This window comes from Bythopirellula goksoeyrii, assembly GCF_008065115.1.
Taxonomy (GTDB): domain Bacteria; phylum Planctomycetota; class Planctomycetia; order Pirellulales; family Lacipirellulaceae; genus Bythopirellula; species Bythopirellula goksoeyrii.
Window position 1 is genome coordinate 5,384,491 of sequence record NZ_CP042913.1, and the last position, 21,635, is coordinate 5,406,125.

General features: G+C 54.3%; 17 protein-coding genes and 1 tRNA gene. 8 read left to right on the forward strand and 10 right to left on the reverse strand.

Going from position 1 to position 21,635, the window contains the following annotated elements; genetic code table 11:
- The first annotated feature begins 3 nt into the window (after window positions 1–3).
- The 3 genes from Pr1d_RS21290 (at window position 4) to Pr1d_RS21300 (ending at window position 3,564) form a co-directional block, all read left to right on the forward strand.
- Window positions 4–1,158: a vWA domain-containing protein gene (locus tag Pr1d_RS21290; protein WP_148075415.1), complete on the forward strand. Its 1,155-nt coding sequence runs from the start codon at window positions 4–6 to the stop codon at window positions 1,156–1,158.
- Window positions 1,159–1,199: 41 nt separating this feature from the next.
- Window positions 1,200–1,631 (forward strand): TadE family protein, encoded by a 432-nt coding sequence (locus Pr1d_RS21295; protein WP_148075416.1) that lies wholly within the window; start codon window positions 1,200–1,202, stop codon window positions 1,629–1,631.
- Between the two features lie 166 nt (window positions 1,632–1,797).
- Window positions 1,798–3,564 (forward strand): DUF885 domain-containing protein, encoded by a 1,767-nt coding sequence (locus Pr1d_RS21300; RefSeq protein WP_168205397.1) that lies wholly within the window; start codon window positions 1,798–1,800, stop codon window positions 3,562–3,564.
- Between the two features lie 156 nt (window positions 3,565–3,720).
- On the opposite strand, the gene Pr1d_RS21305 is transcribed toward Pr1d_RS21300, so the two are convergent.
- The 4 genes from Pr1d_RS21305 to Pr1d_RS21325 form a co-directional block, all read right to left on the reverse strand.
- Window positions 3,721–4,974, reverse strand: coding sequence for a serine hydrolase domain-containing protein (locus tag Pr1d_RS21305; protein ID WP_148075418.1), 1,254 nt, complete (start codon window positions 4,972–4,974; stop codon window positions 3,721–3,723).
- A 103-nt stretch (window positions 4,975–5,077) separates the two neighbouring features.
- Window positions 5,078–5,488 (reverse strand): hypothetical protein, encoded by a 411-nt coding sequence (locus Pr1d_RS21310; protein ID WP_148075419.1) that lies wholly within the window; start codon window positions 5,486–5,488, stop codon window positions 5,078–5,080.
- Between the two features lie 297 nt (window positions 5,489–5,785).
- Window positions 5,786–5,971: a hypothetical protein gene (locus Pr1d_RS21320; protein WP_148075421.1), complete on the reverse strand. Its 186-nt coding sequence runs from the start codon at window positions 5,969–5,971 to the stop codon at window positions 5,786–5,788.
- 129 nt (window positions 5,972–6,100) lie between these two features.
- Entirely contained in the window at window positions 6,101–6,841 is a 741-nt protein-coding gene (locus Pr1d_RS21325; RefSeq protein ID WP_148075422.1) for a hypothetical protein, read from the reverse strand.
- A gap of 362 nt (window positions 6,842–7,203) precedes the next feature.
- On the opposite strand from Pr1d_RS21325, the gene Pr1d_RS21330 reads away from it, so the two are divergent.
- The 4 genes from Pr1d_RS21330 (at window position 7,204) to Pr1d_RS21345 (ending at window position 14,262) form a co-directional block, all read left to right on the forward strand.
- Entirely contained in the window at window positions 7,204–8,451 is a 1,248-nt protein-coding gene (locus Pr1d_RS21330; protein ID WP_148075423.1) for a glycosyltransferase, read from the forward strand.
- Between the two features lie 315 nt (window positions 8,452–8,766).
- A complete protein-coding gene (locus Pr1d_RS21335) occupies window positions 8,767–9,531 on the forward strand; it encodes an ABC transporter ATP-binding protein (RefSeq protein WP_238476558.1) in 765 nt (254 codons plus the stop codon).
- A gap of 52 nt (window positions 9,532–9,583) precedes the next feature.
- Window positions 9,584–12,367 (forward strand): Gldg family protein, encoded by a 2,784-nt coding sequence (locus tag Pr1d_RS21340; RefSeq protein WP_148075424.1) that lies wholly within the window; start codon window positions 9,584–9,586, stop codon window positions 12,365–12,367.
- Between the two features lie 104 nt (window positions 12,368–12,471).
- Window positions 12,472–14,262 (forward strand): DUF4340 domain-containing protein, encoded by a 1,791-nt coding sequence (locus Pr1d_RS21345; protein WP_148075425.1) that lies wholly within the window; start codon window positions 12,472–12,474, stop codon window positions 14,260–14,262.
- A 4-nt stretch (window positions 14,263–14,266) separates the two neighbouring features.
- Here the strand turns inward: Pr1d_RS21345 and Pr1d_RS21350 are convergent, their stop codons facing one another.
- The 3 genes from Pr1d_RS21350 to Pr1d_RS21360 are packed head-to-tail and all read right to left on the reverse strand — an operon-like array spanning window position 14,267 to window position 17,731.
- Window positions 14,267–14,584: a DUF971 domain-containing protein gene (locus tag Pr1d_RS21350; protein WP_148075426.1), complete on the reverse strand. Its 318-nt coding sequence runs from the start codon at window positions 14,582–14,584 to the stop codon at window positions 14,267–14,269.
- On the reverse strand, window positions 14,584–15,861 hold the full coding sequence (locus Pr1d_RS21355) for a phenylacetate--CoA ligase family protein (RefSeq protein WP_148075427.1): 1,278 nt from the start codon (window positions 15,859–15,861) through the stop codon (window positions 14,584–14,586). The genes Pr1d_RS21350 and Pr1d_RS21355 overlap by 1 nt, the downstream gene beginning before the upstream one ends.
- Before the next feature lie 25 nt (window positions 15,862–15,886).
- The gene (locus Pr1d_RS21360) at window positions 15,887–17,731 is read right to left on the reverse strand and encodes a sigma 54-interacting transcriptional regulator (RefSeq protein ID WP_148075428.1); all 1,845 of its coding nucleotides are present in this window, start codon (window positions 17,729–17,731) and stop codon (window positions 15,887–15,889) included.
- 190 nt (window positions 17,732–17,921) lie between these two features.
- Here Pr1d_RS21360 and Pr1d_RS21365 point away from each other — a divergent pair.
- A tRNA-Pro gene (locus Pr1d_RS21365) sits at window positions 17,922–17,996 on the forward strand.
- Between the two features lie 29 nt (window positions 17,997–18,025).
- Here the strand turns inward: Pr1d_RS21365 and Pr1d_RS21370 are convergent.
- The 3 genes from Pr1d_RS21370 to Pr1d_RS21380 form a co-directional block, all read right to left on the reverse strand.
- Window positions 18,026–18,745: a hypothetical protein gene (locus tag Pr1d_RS21370; protein ID WP_148075429.1), complete on the reverse strand. Its 720-nt coding sequence runs from the start codon at window positions 18,743–18,745 to the stop codon at window positions 18,026–18,028.
- 286 nt (window positions 18,746–19,031) lie between these two features.
- Entirely contained in the window at window positions 19,032–20,801 is a 1,770-nt protein-coding gene (locus Pr1d_RS21375) for a serine/threonine-protein kinase (protein WP_238476559.1), read from the reverse strand.
- Window positions 20,788–21,399 (reverse strand): ECF-type sigma factor, encoded by a 612-nt coding sequence (locus Pr1d_RS21380; protein WP_148075430.1) that lies wholly within the window; start codon window positions 21,397–21,399, stop codon window positions 20,788–20,790. Before Pr1d_RS21380 ends, Pr1d_RS21375 begins: the two co-directional genes overlap by 14 nt.
- Between the last annotated feature and the right edge of the window lie 236 nt (window positions 21,400–21,635).

Genomic DNA, 21,635 nt, shown 5'->3' on the forward strand with positions numbered 1-21,635 from the left:
GCCATGTTATCCAACTACCAAACAACTCATCGCTTGATCAAATCCGAGAACTGTCGGAAGGGAACCATCTCTGTCCTGGCAAGTTTCTTGATTATCGTTTTCTTGGCAAGTGTCGTCCTTTCGGTCGACGTAGCCTACATGCAGTTGTGCCGCACGAGACTTCGCTCGGCAACGGATGCCGCTGCGCGAGCAGCTGGTGAATCGCTCTCTCGACAGCAAGATCTGGACGCTTCGCGTGAAGCAGCCAAAACGCTTGCCCAAGCCAACCTGGTTGCGGGCACTCCGTTGGTGTTAGATGACAGCGACATTGTCTTTGGCAATTCCGAACAGCAGGCAGGTGGCGCCTGGGACTTTGTGGCGGGTGAGGAACCAATCAATGCGGTCCGAGTCAACGGCCGACGCACGCAAACGGCCCCCTCAGGTAGCATTCCTACGTTGTTCGGTAGGGTCTTTAGTGTGTTTGACTTCGAGCCAACACAGCTTGCCACCGTGGTCCGCTTGGACCGAGATATTTGCCTTGTCGTGGACCGCTCAAGTTCGATGAAACTCTACCTCACCGATACGGCACCTGTAATGTCAACGGGCGATTCGCGATTCTGCCAGACACCGAACATGTCGTTGAGCCGGTGGGGCGCTTTGTCCGTGGCGGTGACCCGTTTCAAGGATGCCTTACTCACAACACCACAAACTGAGCATCTGGCACTAGTGTCTTATGGAAGCAACTACTCCGCTTGTGGTCACACCAACTATGCCGCAACAACCAACCAGGTGCTAAGCGAAAACTACACAGATGCAACAAACGCAATGCAAACTCTTTCGAACACCAAGTTCAACGGCATGACTGATATTTCGGCCGGCATTCTCAGGGGAATCGAGGTATTGACTTCGGCCCAGGCAAGACCCTATGCCGCGAAGACGATGGTGCTAATGAGTGACGGGGCTTACACACAAGGTGTGCAGCCTAGTACGGTAGCACCCCAGGCGGCTGCCGAGGATATCGTCATCCATACCATTTCATTCGGCGAAGCCAATCCGACTGAAATGCAGGCAATTGCCGATGCCACGGGTGGCAACCACTACATCGCCCCCAACGCCGCGGCCTTACAGGATATCTTTGAAGAGATCGCGTTGACTCTGCCTGTGATGTTTACCGATTGAGCAAAGCTCCGTGCGATCTAAAGAATACTCCAGGGGAAACCATGCGTATAAGCAGTAGACAATTTGAAAGAGGCAGTAGCCGCCTTGGCGCTACAGTAGTAGAGTTTGCGATCTGCTGTCCCGTGCTTTTCTTGTTTACCTTCGCCGCGCTAGAATTCTCGCGGGTGAACATGATTCGGCAAACTGTGGAAAACTCGGTGTACGAAGGTTGTCGGCGAGGCATCGTTCCCGGTGCCACAGCGGCAAACGTTGAAGCCGCCGCGCGATTCGTGCTCGATGCAACATTGATTTCAGGTGCCCAGGTTACCGTAACTCCGAGCGTAATCACCGAAGACACTACGAACGTTAGTGTCGCGGTCATGGTTCCTACCAATGCAAATTCCTGGGTGGCGCCGTTCTTCTTTACCGACACGCAAATCGCCAGCAACCTGACCATGCGACGCGAACGCGGGCTCAGTAGCAACATCGACTAACGGTCAACCCAAGCCGGAGGACTATGTCCTCCGGGACCGGCTTGAACGCTCTCTCACTATTCCCGGACCACGTGGTGGTCCGGCTAGTGAGTAGGTGTAGCAGTGAATTGCCAAGGTAGCTGCTCAAGCATGGTCTCATGGACCAAGATGGGCTATGATTCTCTCCATGAATCGCACCCTAATTCCCCTCGTTTGTCTCGGCTGGTTGGCCGTCTTACCTTTCTCACGTGCTGAGCAAACTGATCAGGTGACCTTCGATATTCTAGTCGAAGACTACTGGCAGTACCGCCTACGTGAATCACCACTCTTCGCCACGGCCACCGGCGACCGACGATTCAATGATCAATTGGGGGAAGTTTCGCTGGCCGACGCCGAGCGACGCAACAAGGCGGAGCAGGAGTTTCTGAACCAACTGAAGGCAGTCGATGCTCAGAAGCTTTCAACTGACGATCAGATCAACCATGCCATTCTGGTTCGCTTGCTCAACGACGACCTGGCCGAATACCGGTTTGGCACCCATCTGATGCCGATCACGCAGCGCAACGGATTCCACATTTCGTTTCCCCAACTCTACCGCGACGTTCCTTTGGAATCGCTCGTCGATTACGAAAACTACCTTGCCAGGCTGCGGGCCTTTCCCCAATACACGGACGGGCATCTCGAATTGATGCGCGCCGGGGTCGCCTCAGGAAAGGTCCTTCCCGCCGTCGTGCTGGAAGGCTGGGAAACCGCCATCGATGCCCAGATCGTTGCCGATCCAGAACACAGCACACTCTTCGAACCGTTCAAGAAGTTTCCCACTACCGTTGCAGAATCTGAACACGACCGTTTACGAGCTTCTGCCCGCGATGCGATTTCCACCGCCGTTGTTCCTAGCTATGAAAAACTAAGATCGTTCATGGCCGAGGAATACGTGCCCCGAGCGCGCGACACAATCGCCGCCTCGGCATTGCCCGACGGCCGTGAGTTCTATCGCCATCGCGTACGGAGCTTCACTACAACCGACATGACCCCCGACGAAGTCCACCAATTGGGGCTTGCCGAAGTAGAGCGAATCCGCGGTGAGATGCAAGCCATCATTGATCAGCTTGAATTTGATGGAGACTTCGCCGAGTTTGTCGAGTTCCTGCGCTCCGATCCCCAGTTCTATGCGACGAGCGAAGAGCAATTGATGAAAGAGGTGGCCTTGGTTCTAAAAACTATGGACGGCAAGCTGCCCCAGTTGTTTGCAAAATTGCCGCGGACGCCCTATGGAATTCGCCCCGTTCCCGAATACATTGCTCCCCGCACGACGGCTGCTTACTACCAAACTCCTACCGGTGACGGCACCAAGGCAGGATTCTATTATGTGAATACCTACGACCTGAAGAGTCGGCCCTTGTTCAACATCGAAGCTCTCTCATTGCACGAAGCCGTTCCAGGGCATCATTTGCAGTTGGCGTTGCAACAGGAGATGGAGGGCATGCCTACGTTTCGACGGTTCACTGATTTCACGGCCTTCGTCGAAGGCTGGGGACTCTACTCCGAACGGCTGGGATTGGAGGCTGGATTCTATCAAGACCCCTACAGTAACTTCGGTCGGCTCACGATGGAAATGTGGCGCGCCTGCCGGCTAGTTGTTGACACCGGGATGCACTACTTCGGCTGGACCCGCGCTCAGGCGATTGAGTTTCTCACCGAGAACTCCGCCCTGGCCAAACACGACATCCAAGCCGAAGTCGATCGCTACATCAGTTGGCCGGGGCAGGCACTGGCGTACAAAGTCGGCGAACTAAAAATCCGCGAGCTTCGTGCCCTGGCCGAAGAGCAATTGGGAGAGAACTTTGATGTTCGAGAGTTCCACAACGTGGTACTGAGCGCGGGAGGCGTACCGCTGGATGTTCTCGAAGCGAACGTGAAGGGGTGGCTGGAGACTCAAAGCACCGCCAAGTAGCATTTCGTCGACTCGATACGCTTTGAGTACATTTCCTAGCCGGACCCGCCACGCGGTCCGGAAATCCCGGAGGCATGTGTGCCTCCGGCTAAGGATTGTGCGATCGATACGTACAAACTCTGAAGCCATAAAACTTCTGCGATCCCAACCGAGGAGTTACTCTAGCGATTCCGCCACAGCATCACAGAACAACCAGTCGTCAATGATGTCCTCTGCCATTGGCTCAGGCCGCGCACCCCAGGCCACGACCACCACCTTCGCGACGGGGTTCACATAAAGCGTTTGCCCGTGGATACCCATGGCCATGTAGGCACCGTCCTCGCGTGAAGACGGGGTCGTGCCCGTCCACCACAGGTATCCGTACTCCAAGGGGGTTCCCCCCTTGAGGACCTTCGGTGTGGTTGCCTCGTGTATCCAGCCTGCGGGCAGAATGGTTTCGCCATCGGCAATTCCTCCGTTGAGGAGGAACAGGCCAAAGCGACCATAGTCGCGCAAGGTTGCACTGAATCCGCTCCCTCCAATCTCGATCCCGTCCTCAGATTCAAGCCACCAGTTCGCGTCGGACTCCATCCCGAACTTGCTCCAGATTCGCTCCGAAAGATACGTCGCCAGTGGTCGATCAATTGCTCCGCGCAAAACTTCACCCACCACTTGCGTTTCGCCCGTGTTGTAGTTGTTCAGCGTGCCAGGCTCTGCCACCCTGGAGAGGCTCTTCATCACGGCCAGGGCCCCGCCAGGCTCTTGCGAGATCTGCGCCTCGAGCAGCCGCCGGCGATCGGACGCAGAGTCCGTATACTCCTCGCTCCAGCCGACTCCCGACGCCATCATCAACACGTCTCGGATGCTGACCCCGTCGTACGCGCTCCCGGCAAGTGCCGGCACGTACTCGGTCACATCGTCGGAGAGACTCTCGATAAAACCCTCTTTGAGAGCAGCACCGATGAGTGTGGAGGTAATCGACTTCGCTACCGACATCGACATCCAGCGGGTCTGTGGCGAATTGCCGAAGCGATACAATTCCAGCTTCACCCGCCCCTCCTTCAGCACCAATAGCGCGGAGATCTTGTTCACGTAGAGGTAATCAATAAGGTCGTAGCGTTTGTCCCCGTCATGGAAGCTGACATTCACGAGCGGAATCTCCGCCGGTGGCAACGGCATTGGCTCGACTGATCGTGGAACCGTCCGCGTGTGAAACAGCCGATCGATGTTCCGAAAAGTATTGACGGCCATTTCCGGCGAGAGCACGCCATCGTAAATCTCCCGTACCGAGCCGATCGGTTCGGTGGCATGAGGATAAGAGATAAGAGCTGCTGCCGGTGCTGGTTGCTCAAGGGTGGTGACTTGACCAAGCGCTGTTGTTGCCAGCAGCGCTGCCGACAGTACGAAAGCGGCGATTGATTGTATGCACATAGTGATTTTTCTCAACGCTACCCCTTCGGAACTAGTTGGCAGATTTGCACGTTGAATAGCCTCAATGAAAATGAAATGCTAAATCGAATGCCTTTCCGGACGGTTAACTGCTTCGATTCGTGAAGCTCGACCGCATCCATTGAGCGAGCCGGAGTGTGCTAGAAATGAATAAATCCGCAGACGCACCGTAAGCAATTCCCAAGGGAATGAGTGCGACGCCCAACCCGCCAGGTAACCCTTGCACCCTTCGAAGCGTCATCTCGACAATCAGTGTGATGAAAAGTCCTGTCCCCATCGATATGAGCCGAGGATGGTTGAGTCCGAGGAAAACAAACCTCGCAGCACCTACTGAAACTAATAATAGCGAGACGAAGGCAAAGCCGAATGGTGGGATACCAATAAGCCTCATCGCAGTAAGAAGTATCCCCCACATTGTGAGGACACTGAATACGGTGAGTAGATCAAATCTTAAAGTATCAGTGAGAGGGGTACGAAGGTCTTTGTTCATTTTCATACTTAAGCCTACTTGAGTTTGAAAGAGCCGTCAGGCTACCCCTTGCATCTTGTTCGCCTAGTTGCGTCCTGAGGTTGGCAACGGGAGAGGTTTACCATCTTGTCGATACAACTCAATCGTCTCATCCACGATCTGACCGAGATGCTCAAATACCTCTCGCTCATCAGTTCCATGGCATTCTCCAAATAGCAAACCCGGTGGACTGCCAACGTAGCAAGCATCTTGCCTAGACCACTCCACTATCTTCACTTTCCGAGCACTTCATGATTAAGATTCCTCCGTCATCTTGCAATGATGCTATTCGGTCGACTTTGTGGAATCCATTGCAACAGCAGGTCGAGCAGGATAGCGAACGTAGTTGCGACCGGATGATTTCTGGTGATGCTGGATGTTTTTGAATATCTCTTTGAGGTCATAACTGAACTGGGCTGCATGTTTTTCTCTCACCGCCCGGACTTCGGCAACAATTGGATCATTTGTCATCGTTTTCATCATTCCGGTTCCATGAGTTCGGCAGGCGTACAGATAATGGTTGGCTCGTAGCCCGAATTGCGGCAGATCCGTTCGATCTGAGACCGCGTGGTTGCATTCGCGATATATTGATCGGCCACCCTACCCCCCACTCCCCCCCGCAAAGAAAATCGCCCAGACGCTCATCACCAAGTAGAGCACCAATAGGATCCACCAGCCGAAGACCACGATTCCGGGCAACTCGACTCCTAGGATCTGAATCACGAGGCCAACGACCGCGATCGCGCCCAACAAGAGGGCGGCCCCTTCGGCACCGAAGTAGTTAGCCAGAGTCAGCAGCACCGCGGCAACTGCCATCGTGCCGAGGATTTGTTTGATTGAAAACGAAAAACTTAGTGCCGGCTTTCTCGGGAGCACTTCATCTGGCTCAACAAACGTGGGCTCTACCTTAGCGGCAATGAGTTCGCCATCGTCGTTCTTCTGGGCGGCCAGTCGATCTGCAGCCTCTTGCAGACGGCGACGCCTCGCTTCTTCTACTGCGCGTTCTTTGCGTGTTACCCACCACCAACCAGCGCCGAGAGCTGCCAGCCACACGATCAAGATCACGCCACCACCCATTCGCACATAAAACGCCATCGCAATCGCCAACAGTGCCGTGGCGATCAACAGATGCCGCGTCGAGAAGCGAATTGCTTTGAAATCATCCAGCGTGAAGGGATCGCTCTGTTCTGGCTGTTCATAGATTTCCAACCGCGCGGCACGAGTTTCGGTATCGCGAATCTGCCGCTCGGTTCGGCGGCGGCTATGCTCGAGTATTTCAGGATCGACCGCTTCGAGTTCGAATTCGTCGTCGCTGTCGTCGGGTAGCGTTGGGTCGGCCATAAGAGATCTGTTCCAGGCTTGTCTAGATTCTGACGTCGAAGTTCAGTACACGTTGCATTGCATGAGATAGTAAAGGAAGAAATTAGCCGCGGATATTCGCGGATTGGGCGGATATGCGCGGATCCTTGATTGTTCTCCAATCCATCTGCGAGTATCCGCTAAATCAGCGTTCATCCGCGGTCCATTTCTTCAATTCGTTGGTTGCGGCCGAAGTCTACAATTGGGAGTGTATCACAGTCTTCATTGTGATTTGTCGAGGCTATCATCGCAACTCCGCTCCCCTTGCCACATGGGTTTCGCACTGCAACGATGCTTGTACTCGAAATGGGAATTTCTTCGATTCACTCTCTAACAGGCCGTAGATGCGATTCTTGATTTCCGCCCTGGGCAGCTACGGCGATGTTTTTCCAATGGTCGGACTTGGCTCGGCGCTCCGTAGCCGCGGCCATCAGGTGACGCTCGTCACCAATCCCCATTTCCAGGCAATCGTGGAGTCGGTCGGCCTTGAGTTTCTGCCCGTGGGTACGACCGAAGAGTATGACGAGTTGACCCGCCATCCGGATCTCTGGCATCCCATGAAGGGCCCCATCTTGGTCGTGGGCAAGAGCTTCTCGAAGTCCCTGCGAGAACTCTATGACATCATCGCGGCAAACACCAAAGCGGGCGAAACTATTCTGGTTGCTCACTGTTTGGACTTGGCGAGCCGAATTCATCACGACAAGTTTGGCACGCCACTGGCAAGTGTGCATTTCGCGCCGATTGCACTGCGCAGCTTTCACCAGTCCCCGCAGATGTTTGGCATGCTTATGCAGAATTGGGTCCCTCGATCGTTGCGGAGGTTTCAGTTTTGGCTGGCAGACAAAATGGTCGACTACCTCGTCGGCAGTGAGTTGAATGGCCTCCGAGGAGAATTGGGACTTCCTCCGGTGCGAAGGGTCATGCACGAGTGGTATTTTTCTCCAAAATTGGTACTGGGATTGTTCCCAAAATGGTTTGCCCCGCCGCAACCCGACTGGCCTCCGCAAACACAACTCACGGGGTTCCCCTTATGGGACCAGTCAGGACAAGAAGAACTTCAGCCAGAGGTACAAGACTTTTTGCAGAGTGGCAGTCCGCCGATTGTATTTGCCCCCGGGTCGGCGATGACGGCTGGTGAAAAGTTCTTTGCCGCAGCCATCGAGGCCTGCCAACGACTGGATCGCCGAGGAATCCTTCTGACCAAGTACCCTGAACAACTCCCCACGGAGCTCCCCCCGACAATCAAACATTGCCACTTTGTGCCGATGAGCAGTCTTCTGCCGCAGTGCGCAGCCCTGGTGCATCACGGCGGGATTGGCACTTGTGCTCAAGGCCTGGCGGCAGGGTTACCACATATCGTCATGCCCATGGCCTACGATCAACTCGATAATGCCATGAGGCTGAAAAACCTGGGAGTGGCCGACATTCTGCGTCCCAAACGGTTTACGGGGGAAAATCTGGGAAGTGCATTGAGCCGATTGCTCCATGATCCAGACGTCCAGAGCCGGTGCAGCCATTGGGTCCAAGAGATTGATGTCCCCGCGACTATGTCTGCTACCTGTGAAGCCCTGGAGAGTCTCTCGGCAGCTTAGAAACCACGAACTCCGGTTTTTTCGGATTTTTTCTGGCCACCGGCGAACTTCCAGGAACCTTACGGCGTAGCGCTGCTTAGGTGGGTAGCGGACTAGACAAATCCCCTGGAATGGGGTTAATCTCTAGCCCATCACTTGCGGTCGGATTGCCTGCCGGGAGTGGTCTCGTTGGCGGGCACCTCCTGCCAAGCGTGGTTGAATCCCGCCTCAGCTACCTCCTACGCCTGAATTCCTGCTCGGCGGATGGGGTCCCCGTCACGTTGTAGTTCGAGTTTTTACATATATTTTGATCCTCTCTCCGACTGTGAGAACTTGATGAGCCAAACAGAGCCAAACCAAGCCACCACGATTTCAACCGCCGGTGAACCGATGATCGAGGCTATCGGCCTCTCGAAGTTCTATGGCAGCTTTGCGGCGGCGCGAGATGTATCCTTCGCCATCAACAAAGGAGAAGTCGCCGCATTCCTGGGTCCTAATGGTGCTGGCAAGAGTACCACGATGAAACTCTTGACTGGTTACTTGGCCCCCTCGGAAGGCTACGCCAAAGTGGCCGGCTACAACATGGCTACCGACCGGCTCAAAGGTGCCGATCGCTTGGGGTATCTTCCCGAAAATGGCCCGCTCTATCCCGATATGACACCCCGTAGTCTATTGACTTTCTTTGGGAACTTGCGCGGCATGGGCCCAACAGAACTCGACAAGCGAATCGAAGCCGTTGTGAAGACATGTAATCTCGCATCCGTGATCGGCAAGCCGATCGGCAAGCTCTCCAAAGGCTATCGTCAGCGCGTCGGCATGGCCCAAGCCCTGCTGCACAATCCCGACGTACTGATTCTCGACGAACCCACGGCAGGACTCGATCCCAATCAGATTCGCGAAGTACGCAAGATGATTCGTGAGCTAGGCGAAACGAAGACAATCCTGCTCTCAACACACATCCTGCAAGAAGTGGAAGCGATGTGTAATCGAGTTGTGTTTATCAATGAAGGCCGACTCGTGTTTGACGGCACACCGCAAGAACTGGCTTTTGAACATAACAACCTCGATGACCGCTTCCACGCATTAACCGTTGCAAGCTAGCTTACCACTTGGATTATAGAGTTACTCAGAGACCGACAGGATCTATACCGATATGAATTGGAACGTTCTGAAGTCGATTTTCAAACGCGATTTTGTGAGCTACTTTTCCAACCCCACGGGCTACGCATTTATTTGCGTTTTCGTGGTGTTGAGTTCTTTGGCTACCTTCTGGCCCCCCGAGTTTTTCTCGAGCAATCTGGCAAATCTCGACCAACTCAGTCGCTGGCTGCCATTCATTATGTTGGTCTTCATCCCGGCGATCACCATGAGCATCTGGGCCGAAGAACGCCGCCAAGGGACCGATGAATTGTTGCTAACCTCCCCAGCGAGCGATTTCGACGTCGTGCTTGGCAAGTACCTTGCCGGTGTGGCAATCTTTACCGTATCGCTATTGTTCTCCGCATTTTCAATTTTTCTGGTCTTCAAATGGGGCCTCGGAGACCCCGACGGGGGACTCTTTGTCAGCACCTACATCGGTTACTGGTTCATTGGCTTGGCTATGATCGCGATCGGTATGGTTGCCTCGTTCTTGACCCAAAATCTCACCGTGGGTTTCATCCTCGGTACCCTGTTCAATATGCCGCTGGCACTCTTTGGCGTGTCGGACTGGTTCATCAAGAATCCCGCGATTGCACAAACGGTTCGCCAGTGGGGTGCCTTGGAAAGATTTAAAGACTTCGAACGGGGCGTGATTAGCCTGGGTGGAGCCACCTACTTCATCATGCTCGCTGTGGTCATGCTCTACATTTGCATGGTGCTGATCGGTCGACGTCACTGGAGTTCTCAGGAAGATGGGAACTCACTGGTCGGACACTATGCGATACGGGCGCTGGCACTGCTGGCAGTCGCGATTGGGCTGACCCAATTGGCCAACAACCGTAATTTCCTGCGTGCGGATGTGAGTAGTGCCCAGCTTAGTTCGCTCTCCCCAGACACGGTTGAACACATAAAGGAGATCAAAGACGATCCTGAGGCAAATACGATCCAAATCGATGCCTATGTGAGCCCTCAAGTTCCGGCGGAATACACGTCGACGAAGCTCAACCTTCTTACCACTTTATCAGAACTCGAAGCTCTCAGCGGCGACAAGGTGCAGGTCAAAATTCACGAGATCGAAAACTACGGCCCCGAAGCCGTCTTGGCCGAGCAAACTTATGGCATCACTCCCCGCGAGGTTGTCATTACCAAAGGCCGCGAACGGACGCAAGAATCTTTCTTCCTCGGTGCAGCGGTGACCTCCGGCCTCGGCAAAGTGGTGATCCCCTTCATGGACAAGGGCATCCCGGTGGAATATGAACTCGTGCGATCCATCGCCACCGTGACCCAGGAAGAAATGCTCAAAGTGGGAATTGTCGACACGGGGATTCCGTTTCTGAATCCTGGTGCGGATCGCGCCCGAGAATGGCCGCTGATTACCGAACTCCGTAAGCAATACGACGTGGACGACCGAGCCGTCGATCTCGCGCAACCTCTCAAAGGCAATTACGATGTGCTGCTGGTGATTCAACCTTCGATGCTCGGCCCCGAAGAGATGGACCACCTGGTCGACGCCGTGCGTAGCGGAACCCCCGCCGCGATTCTCGAAGACCCGCATCCGCATTTCTTTCCCCAGGATATCGCCGGCACAGCCGAGCCGAAACAATCCCCTGGCATGGGGATGTTTGGAGGCGGTCAGCCGATGCCTAAGGGGGATATCGAACAACTCTGGCGCGTTCTGGGCGTCAACGTCGAACCGATGGAAGTTGTCTGGCAAGACTACGCTCCGGACCAAACCGTGAGAGCCTATGCTGACCCCCAATGGATCTTCATCGATTCGGGCAACGGGGCCCAGGAGCCCTTCAATCTGGAAAGTATTATTTCCTCTGGCCTCAATCAATTGCTGTTGATCTATCCTGGTTCGATCACCAAGGCAGAAGGATCGAAACTCAACTTCGAGCAACTCGCCGTCACAGGCAGTGGGAATGCCGGCACTGTGGACGCCCTGGCAGTCCGACGACAGGCCCAGAACTCCCAAGTCTTCAGCCGTCAACTCACCAAAAACTCATACATCATGGCCGCCCACGTCTACGGCAAGCTCACTGACGACGATCTGGAACTAGCCGGCGTCACAGCTCCCAAGCTTGACGACGGCGGGGTCGCTTCAGCGTCCGGCGAAGAAGATGACAAATCCAAGGATGAAGAATACACCGACGACGACATCGATACCACGGAAGTGAAAGAACGAGAAATCAATGCCGTGGTCGTTGCTGACATCGATTGGATGATCCCTGACTTCTTCTTCATCCGCCAGAGCGGCGACGGCGAGATTCTTCCGGCGACGCAAAATGTGACTTTCATCTTGAACATCATCGATGCCCTGGCTGGCGACGACCGGTTTATTGAGATTCGCAAGAAAACCCGCGAGCATCGCACTTTGGCAAAGGTCGATGAATCAACTCAAAAATATCGCGACGAATCGCTCAAGCAGCAAGAAGATTTCGTCAACGAGATTCAAAAAGAAATCGAAGAGGCTCAGAAGCGTTTTGAGGAAAATCTTGCCGCGGTAGACAAGATCGAGGGCCTGAGTCCCACCGCTCGCGATCAACGCAAGGAAGCCGTCCGCATACGCGAACAAGAACGCCTTGAGAACCAGATGAAGTCCATTGAGACTCGGCGGAGCCGTAAGCTGAAGCAGATCAGCTACGCCACCGAACAGGAAGTACGCGGTGTGCAGGATCGCTATAAACTCTATGCGATCCTCATCCCGCCGATTCCCCCGCTCTTGGTGGCACTCTATGTTTTCTTCCGCCGCCGCGGTGCTGAACAAGAAGGCATTGCCAAAACAAGATTACGCTAAAACACAATTCCTTATAGCCATGGGCGCCAGGCCCATGGTTCTGAAAATCACAGTCGCAGGCTCCCGCTAGCGGCTACCAAAGAAATTAGACGGACAGAAAAACCATGAGTGAAATGGCAAAGACGCTGGCATTTGTTGCCGCTGCCGCGCTGGCATTGATGGCTGCTTTTGTGGTAGCTCCTCGCGAGAATACATTCGACGTCGAATCACTTGTCGGCCAACGGCTTAATGAATTCGATATCGATGCGCCCAAACGCCTCAAGATCGTCAAGTTTAATCCCGAAACAGCGTCGACGAATGAATTTGAGGTCGCCGAAGAGAATGGTCTCTGGACCATTCCTTCCAAGCAAGGCTATCCGGCGGATGCGGCGAAGCAGATGGCCGAAGCCGCCACGTGCTTAATTGATCGCGAGGTACTCCGTGTTGCCGCTTCAAGTGCAAGCCAACATGCCGACCTTGGAGTGGTCGATCCCACTTCTTCAAACCTTGATTCTCAAGATGAGGGAGTCGGTATTCGGGTGACCATGTCGGACAACAACAACGACAACCTCACAGACATGATCGTCGGCAAACCGGTCAAAGATGCCGAGGGGCAATACTATGTCCGTCGCACCAATCAAGACGTGGTCTACGTCGTAACACTCGATCCAGAGAAACTCTCGACCAACTTTCAGGATTGGATCGAGGATGATCTGTTGAAGATCAACTCGTTCGATATCCGCAAGGTCGCGATCAAGGATTATTCGGCCGAGATGATGATTACCTTGGCAGGTATCCAAATGGATTGGGACCGCCGAGCGGAGATGACACTCACCTATGACGCCGACACCTCGGAGTGGCAGGCTGAGTCTCTTCAAGAGTTCGACAAAGACGGTAAAAAATATATCGACTTTACAATTGCCGACGACGAAGAGTTGAATCAAGAAGCACTGAAGGATCTCGCCGATGGACTGGACGATCTGCTGCTTGTCGACGTTGAACGCAAACCCGCCGGACTGAGTGCCGACTTGAAAGCGGGCGACGATTTCATGAAAGATAACGCCGCCGCCACCAGCTTGATGGCCCGAGGCTTCGCGCCTGTCGCCATTGGCCCGAACAAGCAATCGGACATTCTCTCCAGCGAGGGAGAAGTGACCGCTTCTTTGCAGGATGGCGTGGAGTATGTCCTCCGTTTCGGCAACTTGCAAATGGATACCGAGACCGGAGAGACCAAACCGGTGGAGACCGAGGAGGGTGCAGCACCCTCGGGTGACAATATCCACCGGTATCTCTTTGTCATGGCACGGTTCAATGAAAACATGATCGAGAAACCAGAGCTCGAAGAACTCCCCGCCCTCCCAGAAGACTCCAAGGAAGATGCCGATACCGAATCCGGCGAGGATGCTTCAGCAGCCGAGGAGCCCGCCTCCGACGAATCAGCATCCGACGATTCCGAAGCAGAAGAGTCTGACGAAGCATCTACTGACACAGAGACTCCGCCTACGGACGAGGCCACCCCTGAAGACGAATCCAACGCCGAAGATTCTGAAGATGCTGACGAGAATGCCGATGCTGAATCCGACGAGACTGATTCCGAAGAAACATCCAAAGACGAAGAACTCGCTGATATCATCGAAAAGCGTAAATCCATTGAGGAAGAAAACCAGCGTCGGCTCGATGAATACCAAGCGAAAATCAAAGAAGGCAAGGAGCGCGTTGCCGAGCTGAATGAGCGTTTCGGTGATTGGTACTACGTGATCTCGAACGACGTCTACCAGAAGATTCACCTCGGTCTCGATAAACTCGTCAAGAAAAAAGAAGCCGAGGGCGAGACCGGCGAGGCTGCTTCAGCAGCCGATGAAGGAGTCCCAGGCCTACCGAATCTCCCACTCGGCGGAGCTCCAGCACCCCAGTGATTCGCTAGGCCTGCACCTCACCCAACTCACGCAGCAAGTCCAATGTAAAAAGCCCCGTGTTGTGACCATCGCTGAAATCGATGGCATAAGCGTAGCGGCCTTGCGGCTCCATTCTGGTGATCGCCAGCGGCTGCGTCTCCTCAGGCTTGAGAATGGGCATCAGCTCGGTCGGTGCAGGCTTGCTACGTTTTTCAATGCAAGTCGCACAGGGACAATTCTCCCTGAGTTCCCGAATCGTATAGCGAATAACGATCTCATCGCTCCAGGAAATCTGCAACGTATCGGGGTCTAACAGCGTCAACTCAATCGGTTGCGGAATCATCAATCACTCTTTCGCTCGTCAATAAATCGACGTCCTTTGCCTTCGTATCGAGGCAAAGACTGGGGTTCTGCCTGTTGGACTTCAACTCGAAGACCTAAACGTAAATTCAATGCTTCCGCAATTCGACTTGGCTGCTGAAGTAGGTCTTCCACTTCAAGTAGCATTTCATCCAGCTCACCCCGTTTTCCAATGGTAAACCGATATTCGGCTACCTCGGGAAAACTATGCAGAATTTCTTCGATAGAGCTTGGAAAGATATTCACACCCCGCACAACAAACATATCATCGGTGCGCCCCAGCACTCCACCGGAAAGCAGCACGAATCGATTCTCCCCCTCAGTCGGCCAATAAGGTCGCACGAGGTCTCCTGTTTGATAGCGGATCACCGGCATGCCGGATCGACCCAGCGGGGTCAAAACCAATTGTGCTAACTCCCCTTCGGCTGCGCTCTTACCAGTTTCAACCGAAATAAACTCGGCCACGAATTCGCTTTCCAGCACATGCAAGCCCGTGCCACGAGTGTCGCCGAAACCCCAAGGGCCAACTTCACTTGCACCACTATGATCCGTAACTTGAGCCCCCCAAGCCGCCTCAATCCTAGCACAAGTTGCAGGGATCGATCCCCCTGGCTCACCCGCGACGACAATCTTGCGAATTTGCAAATCGGCCGCGAGGTCGAATCCGTTTTGTTTGGCTACTTCACCCAGATGCAAAGCATACGTCGGCGTACAGAATAGCACTGTCGCACCAGTGCGCTGCATCATCTCCAGTCGCCCCAGGGTGCTCATCCCTCCCCCAGGAATTGCCAGCGTCCCGCGATCGACGAGCGCATCATGGGCACTCCAGAATCCAATGAACGGGCCAAATGAAAACGCCAACATCGCTCGATCGCTCTCGGTCACCTGCGCGGCATCAAGCACATACTGCCAACAATCGACCCACCACTGCCAATCTTCGCTCGTGTCGAGCACAGTCAGAGGTCGACCGCGCGTTCCGGAGGTTTGGTGGTAGCGCACGTAGCGATCCAGTGGCCAAGTGACATTCGTCGGGTTGCCATTTTCTCCAACCAGTTCCTCCTTGGTTGTCATCGGCAACTCGGTGAGCTGCTCTAGTGACTCCAATTGCTGCGGGCAATCGACTAACTTGGTGGCATAGAACTTGTTTTGCGGACGTATCGTTGAAAGCAAGTTGTTGACCCGCGCCAACTGATGCTCTTCAAGGAGTTCACGGTCCAAGCTCTCAAACTGGCGACGCTGCTCGATGGAAAGATGTGACATGAGTACTTTCGATTGCAACGTGCTGCTAGCGGTCAATATTGTAAAGCTCGATCTTTCGATACAACGTCGCCCGACCGATGTTTAGCAGTTTGGCTGCCTCGGGGACATTGTTGTCAGTTCGCTTGAGTGCTTCGATGATCAGCTTTCGCTCCCAACGATCAATCTCCAACGTGTCGAGCTCCTGGTCTCCCACGTCGTGCAGGCCCAGATCACGCGGACGGATCCCTTCGTCATCCGCCAGCACGACCGCACTATCGATCACGTTACGAAGTTGCCGCACATTGCCGGGCCAACGATACTCTAGTAACTTCGCACGAGCTTCATCGCTCATCTCTAGCTGCGGTCGGCCTCGTTGCTTGCGATAGTGGTCGAGGAAGAAATCGATCAAGAGGCTCACGTCGCCGTCCCGGTCTCGCAACGGCGGCAAGTGCAATTCAAAAACACTCAAGCGGTAATAGAGATCCTCGCGAAATCTCTTCTCGCGGACATAACTCTTCAGATCCTGATTCGTGGCAGCAATCACGCGCACATCGACCTGCACTTCCTGGGTCGAACCGACAGGCAAAAAAGGATGCCCTTCGAGAATCCGCAGCAACTTGGCCTGGCCCTCCAGCGGCATTTCGCCGATTTCATCGAGAAACAAAGTCCCCAAGTCACATTGCTCGAAGAATCCGATATGATCGCGGTCAGCTCCCGTAAAGGCACCGGCCTGATGTCCGAAGAGTTGACTCTCCATTAATTCCTCAGGAATCGCCGCACAGTTGACCGACATCATCGGTCGATCAGATCGGTGGCTCGCGCGGTGAATCGCCCGGGCAACTAGTTCTTTGCCCGAGCCACTTTCTCCACGGATCAGCACACACCCAGGTGCCGCTCCGACACGTTGGATCTTCGTCTGCAGTTCCTGCATGGCCCGGCTTTCACCGACAAGCTCGTCGTAGCCGGGCGAAGCATTGACCAAATGCTGAAAATCGGTCCGCATGCTCGCCTGCGACCGCGCTCGCACCAACGAAATAGCAGCTAGATTTGCAACCGCAATAACAAAATCAAAGTCTGATTGCCGAAACCTCCCGTCGCGTAGATAAACGTGAATTGCGCCCAAGGTTCGCCGATCGCCATTGGCCTTTTTCTGGACCAACGGTGCGCATACAGCATCGGCAAAAGTGACGCTGCTCTTGGGAGTCTCACCGGCAGACTGATTCGCTACCCACACCGCGTGCCCCTGGCGCATCACCAATTCCGTAAGCGACTGGCTCAGTCGAACACATTCCGCCCGTTCTTTGGGAATGACGACCTTTGGCTTGAGCTGGTCCTCATCATCCACCCACAAGAAGCCGACCACGGCCGCCTTCGTCCTCTCTCGCAATAACTCCAAAGAGATGCGGATCACTTCATCCGGTTCTTCGCAACCCAGCAAATGAATGCTCAGTTGGTAGAGCAACATCAACTCTTGCACTTGCTCTGGAGTCGGCAGGGCAGACAGCACCTCCTGATTCGTCTGCTGCACAGCAATCGGTTTGTCCTGAACAATTGTCTGAGTTTGGCTCAGATCATTCGTATCGGCCGTGGCAGGTTGGTCTGAGAGATGAAACTCAAAGGCATAGGAGCCAATTTGCAATTTGTGCCCATCTCCCAGGGTGGCTTCTTCCACCTTTTGTCCATTGACGAGTGTCCCATTGCGACTGCCATGATCTCGTACAACCCAACAGTCATCCTCAAAGTTAATGACCGCGTGGACCCGCGAACACATCGGATCTGGAACACTGATATGGCAATCACTCCCTCGCCCCAAGAGCATTTTGATGCTGGGGTCCAAAGTATAATTGGTACCCGCCTGCTTGCCCGTTTGGATAGTGAGGTATGCGTACAAAGATTCGAACCGACGAGTGGTGCTAAGTATGGAAACTACAATGCTTCATCCTAACGAACCATCCGCAATCTGGAAGAGCACCCCCCTGCACTTCCAGGCAAGAAACCACTTCGCTGCAACGCACTTCTTGTGACCAAAACATCGCTCTGGTACACTTACTAGCTTCCCTGGCGGCATCCACAACCGCCCTCGGGCTGTAGCTCAGCTTGGCTAGAGCGCTGCGTTCGGGACGCAGAGGTCGCAAGTTCAAATCTTGTCAGCCCGACTTTACGTAAACCTCGGCGTGCAGAATCACTACTGGGGAAATTTTAGCAGCGGCAGAGGTAGTTCTTCAGCGGGCTGTTCGCCTGGAGCTGGAATCTCGACTGGCGGCTGATCCATCGCCTCGGGTTCAAGAGGATCAGGAGCTTCGGTTGGCAAACTCAGCAGCGAGACATACTCCCGCAATAAGCGGTGTGTTGAGCGGAATGAGTTCAGTTGCGCGATCTTCCGCGATTGTCTTTCGCTGGCAACCTGATCGAAATTGTCGAGCGCCGATTGTACCGCCTCCGGATCGGGCTGAACCTGTTCACCACTTTCGGCAGGGAGATTTCCCTGCCTAAATTCAGACGGCAATTGCAATACCGATTGCCAATGACTTCCCGAGCGGAACCCGGCCAGATCGCGATCGAGTCGCCAGGCAGACTTGGCAACGAGGCGACGTTGACGCTCCAACAGCGAAAGTTCGGCAACGTCCTCAACATGGTTGCCGCTTCTGCTCTGCACATTCGCATGTGTTTCTGCAGAAGGGGGTTGATAGTATTGACGGCCGAAAGTCGGTGTGCCGCCATCAACTCTCGTAAACGGAGCCCGCACACTCGTGCCATAGGGAGTCCGATAGACACGCACAAACGGCGCCTTCACATAACCGGGCCCAACTTGAACCAATTGAGCCTCAGCAACATTCGCGGCAGCAAGAAAAAATGTCAACAGTGCCAGGAGAGAAACGCAAGAATGGGAGAGCATTCGCTTCATAGAGAACTCCGATGATCGTTGTCAGCGTGAAGTGCCCCCTATAAGTACGTCGGTGCCTGCTCAAGGCGAACTTGACCTTCATCGACTCTCGACTCACACTTGCCGGCACACCTACAACGATTATGCGGACTGGCCCAGCACTGCCGGCCCTACAGAGGGGCCACGATTGTCGTGCCTCGATATCGCAAAAGCCAACAAACCAATAGCTGCTAAGCTAGTCGAATTGATCAGTGCGACGGGGGGGGGACTGCTACCTTAAGCAACGTCTGGCCCCGACGCCGTTGCGTCAGCGGATTTGAGCTTTTTCTATTTCGTCGAGCGCGAGATACGCGGCCGCGATGCTCTCTCCAGAGAGTTTCCTTCTCCAAGACTCAGCAGACGGGTTATCTGCTCTCAGTGCGCGCCAGTACAACCAAACCGAGGCTACGAATCCCACGATTCCGATTACTAACGACGAAACAAGCGCATTTCGGTAGAGCACCACGGCGTCGAAGCCCAGGGCAACGGCCACGGGAATCCACATCAGCCACCACACAAACCCGATGATGACGCCGGCACGCAGGTAACCAGATTGCAGGCTGTCGAGTTTGCTGCGGATTTCGAGAACAGATTTCGAGTAGTCGATTTTTCGGATTCTCGTGCAGATGAGCAGCCCTTGAGCTATCACGATCACGCCGTACACATGCAATATCACTCCGCTGATAACGCGATGCGAAATCTGTGTATTGCGAGCCCAGCACTGCGCTCCAAGCACCACCAGGGCAATGCCAATCAGCACCTGGAGCATTTGTCCGCGGAAGAGTGGACGCAGTGAGTTTTCGACACGTTCCATAAGCTGGCGACGTGTCAACAACATCCGCCCGGCGAGTTCCTGCTGTGCCAAACTTGCAGTTGGGGTTGCTTGGTCGTCCTGAGGTTTTGCCTCGTAGACGACGGTAGGAGCAAGCGCTGAATTGCTTGTCGAAGTAATCGATTGCACGTCAGATTTAATCTGGCTGGCATGCTGATAGCGGCGCTGCGGCTCTTTCTCAAGCGTACGGAGTACGACTTCATCAAGCCGGACGTCGATTTCGACTTTCTTCGACGGTGCTGCAAAACGTCCAATCGGGAGTTCGCCGGTCAGCATTTCGTAAAAGACCACACCCAGCGAATAGATGTCCGCGCGGTGATCGACGTTGTGAGAGCCTTCCAACTGTTCGGGCGCCATGTAACGAGGTGTGCCCATGACTTGGTGCGTTCCTGTGAGCATCTCCTGTTGGCTCTCATTGCCGAGTATCCGCGAGAGACCGAAATCGGCGATCTTCACGACGCCGTCAACGGCAATCAGGATGTTCTCGGGCTTGATGTCGCGGTGGACGATTCCCTTGTCGTGTGCGTACTGCAGTGCGTCGCAGAGGTGCGGCACGATGGCGAGCGCGTGCTCGGGTGCGAGTTGCCCCGCTTTAACAATATCTCGGAGCGTTGAACCATCCACGAATTCCATAAGAAAGTAGTAGGTGTCTTCCACACTTCCAAATTCATAAACGGAGACGATGTTGGGATGACTCAGCTTTGCCAGCGTCCGAGCTTCCCGCGTGAATCGCAGGGCAAACTTAACATCGTGACCAAATTCCTCCGGCAGAATCTTCAATGCGACAATACGGTCGAGCCCTGATTGGCGAGCCTTGTAAACGGCGCCCATGCCTCCCGCACCAATCAGCTCAATGATTTCCAGCGACGGGAAAAGCTCGGCTAGACGGGGTACAGACGGCGGTTCAAACTCACCTATCCGTCGATCACCTTCGTTGAGAACGTCACGGACGACTTTCGAACTTTCCGGAAAACGTTCAAGGTATTCCTGCTTTGTCGGAGTTTCACCACGACGTCGCCGGTAGTCGATGTCCAGAACGATGAGTTCAGCCAGCAAGACCTCTTGCTCGACGGGTGAGATATCCTCAACAAGCATGGATTCGATCGTCGGTTGCTCGTTGGACTGCAACTTTCGTTCAAAATCCGCGCAGAGATCATCAATGCGTTCCAGGGCTGCAATCGGTAGTTTTTTCTTACGGATGCTCATGAGGGTCGACCAATTCCTGCTGACATTTTTCTCGAATCAGGTTCAGACGACGTTCTATCGTCCGTTCAGAGCATCCCAAACGCTGTGCGATTTCCGCGTTGGTATACCCCTCTAACTTAGCAACCGCTAAATCCCGAATCTGCCCGACACCTAAATGAGAAAAAAGTTGTTCCACAGATTCCTGCATCATGAGCACCATTTCCGGAGACGGCTCGTCGCCGATGGCTTCGATGACTTGCTTATCCTCACCAGCGTGGTCCAAAGAATGGAGCTGTACGTTACCGCCACGTCTCTGCCGCCGATCATGTCTTCGTTTGTCGACTACTTTCCTGGCTGCCATTCGAAGTAACAGCCGCCACAGATCGTCTCGATCGGTCAAGTTGGGAAAACGCCCGTTTTCAGCCGCGTTGTAAAAGCTGTCGAACACGCTCACCACGATATCGTCCTCATCCGAGATGGCGAGATTCTGCCCTTGCAACCGGGCTCGTACGCTGCGCACAAGACGATCAAAGTAGTGCTGCCAGATGCGATTCGCGGCGGCCGAATCACCGGCCTTCACGAGTTCAATCCAGTGGCTGACATTCGTGCTTTTGGACATACGCAAAGATCGACAGAGGCAGAATGGACGGGGAATAGCGGTACGAACCTTCAATAGTACCACATCGTTCGTCGACATCGAACGCGAATGTCGCCTTGCCAGATGGAGTTGCTAAACGATCCGCCCAAGAACTACCTTTGATTCGAGGTCTCCTGCCCTCCAATCGGGAACGATATTGGTGGATGAGGTTGCCTCCGTCGGGTGATAGAACGCCTCCACAGAATTGCGTCAGTGGA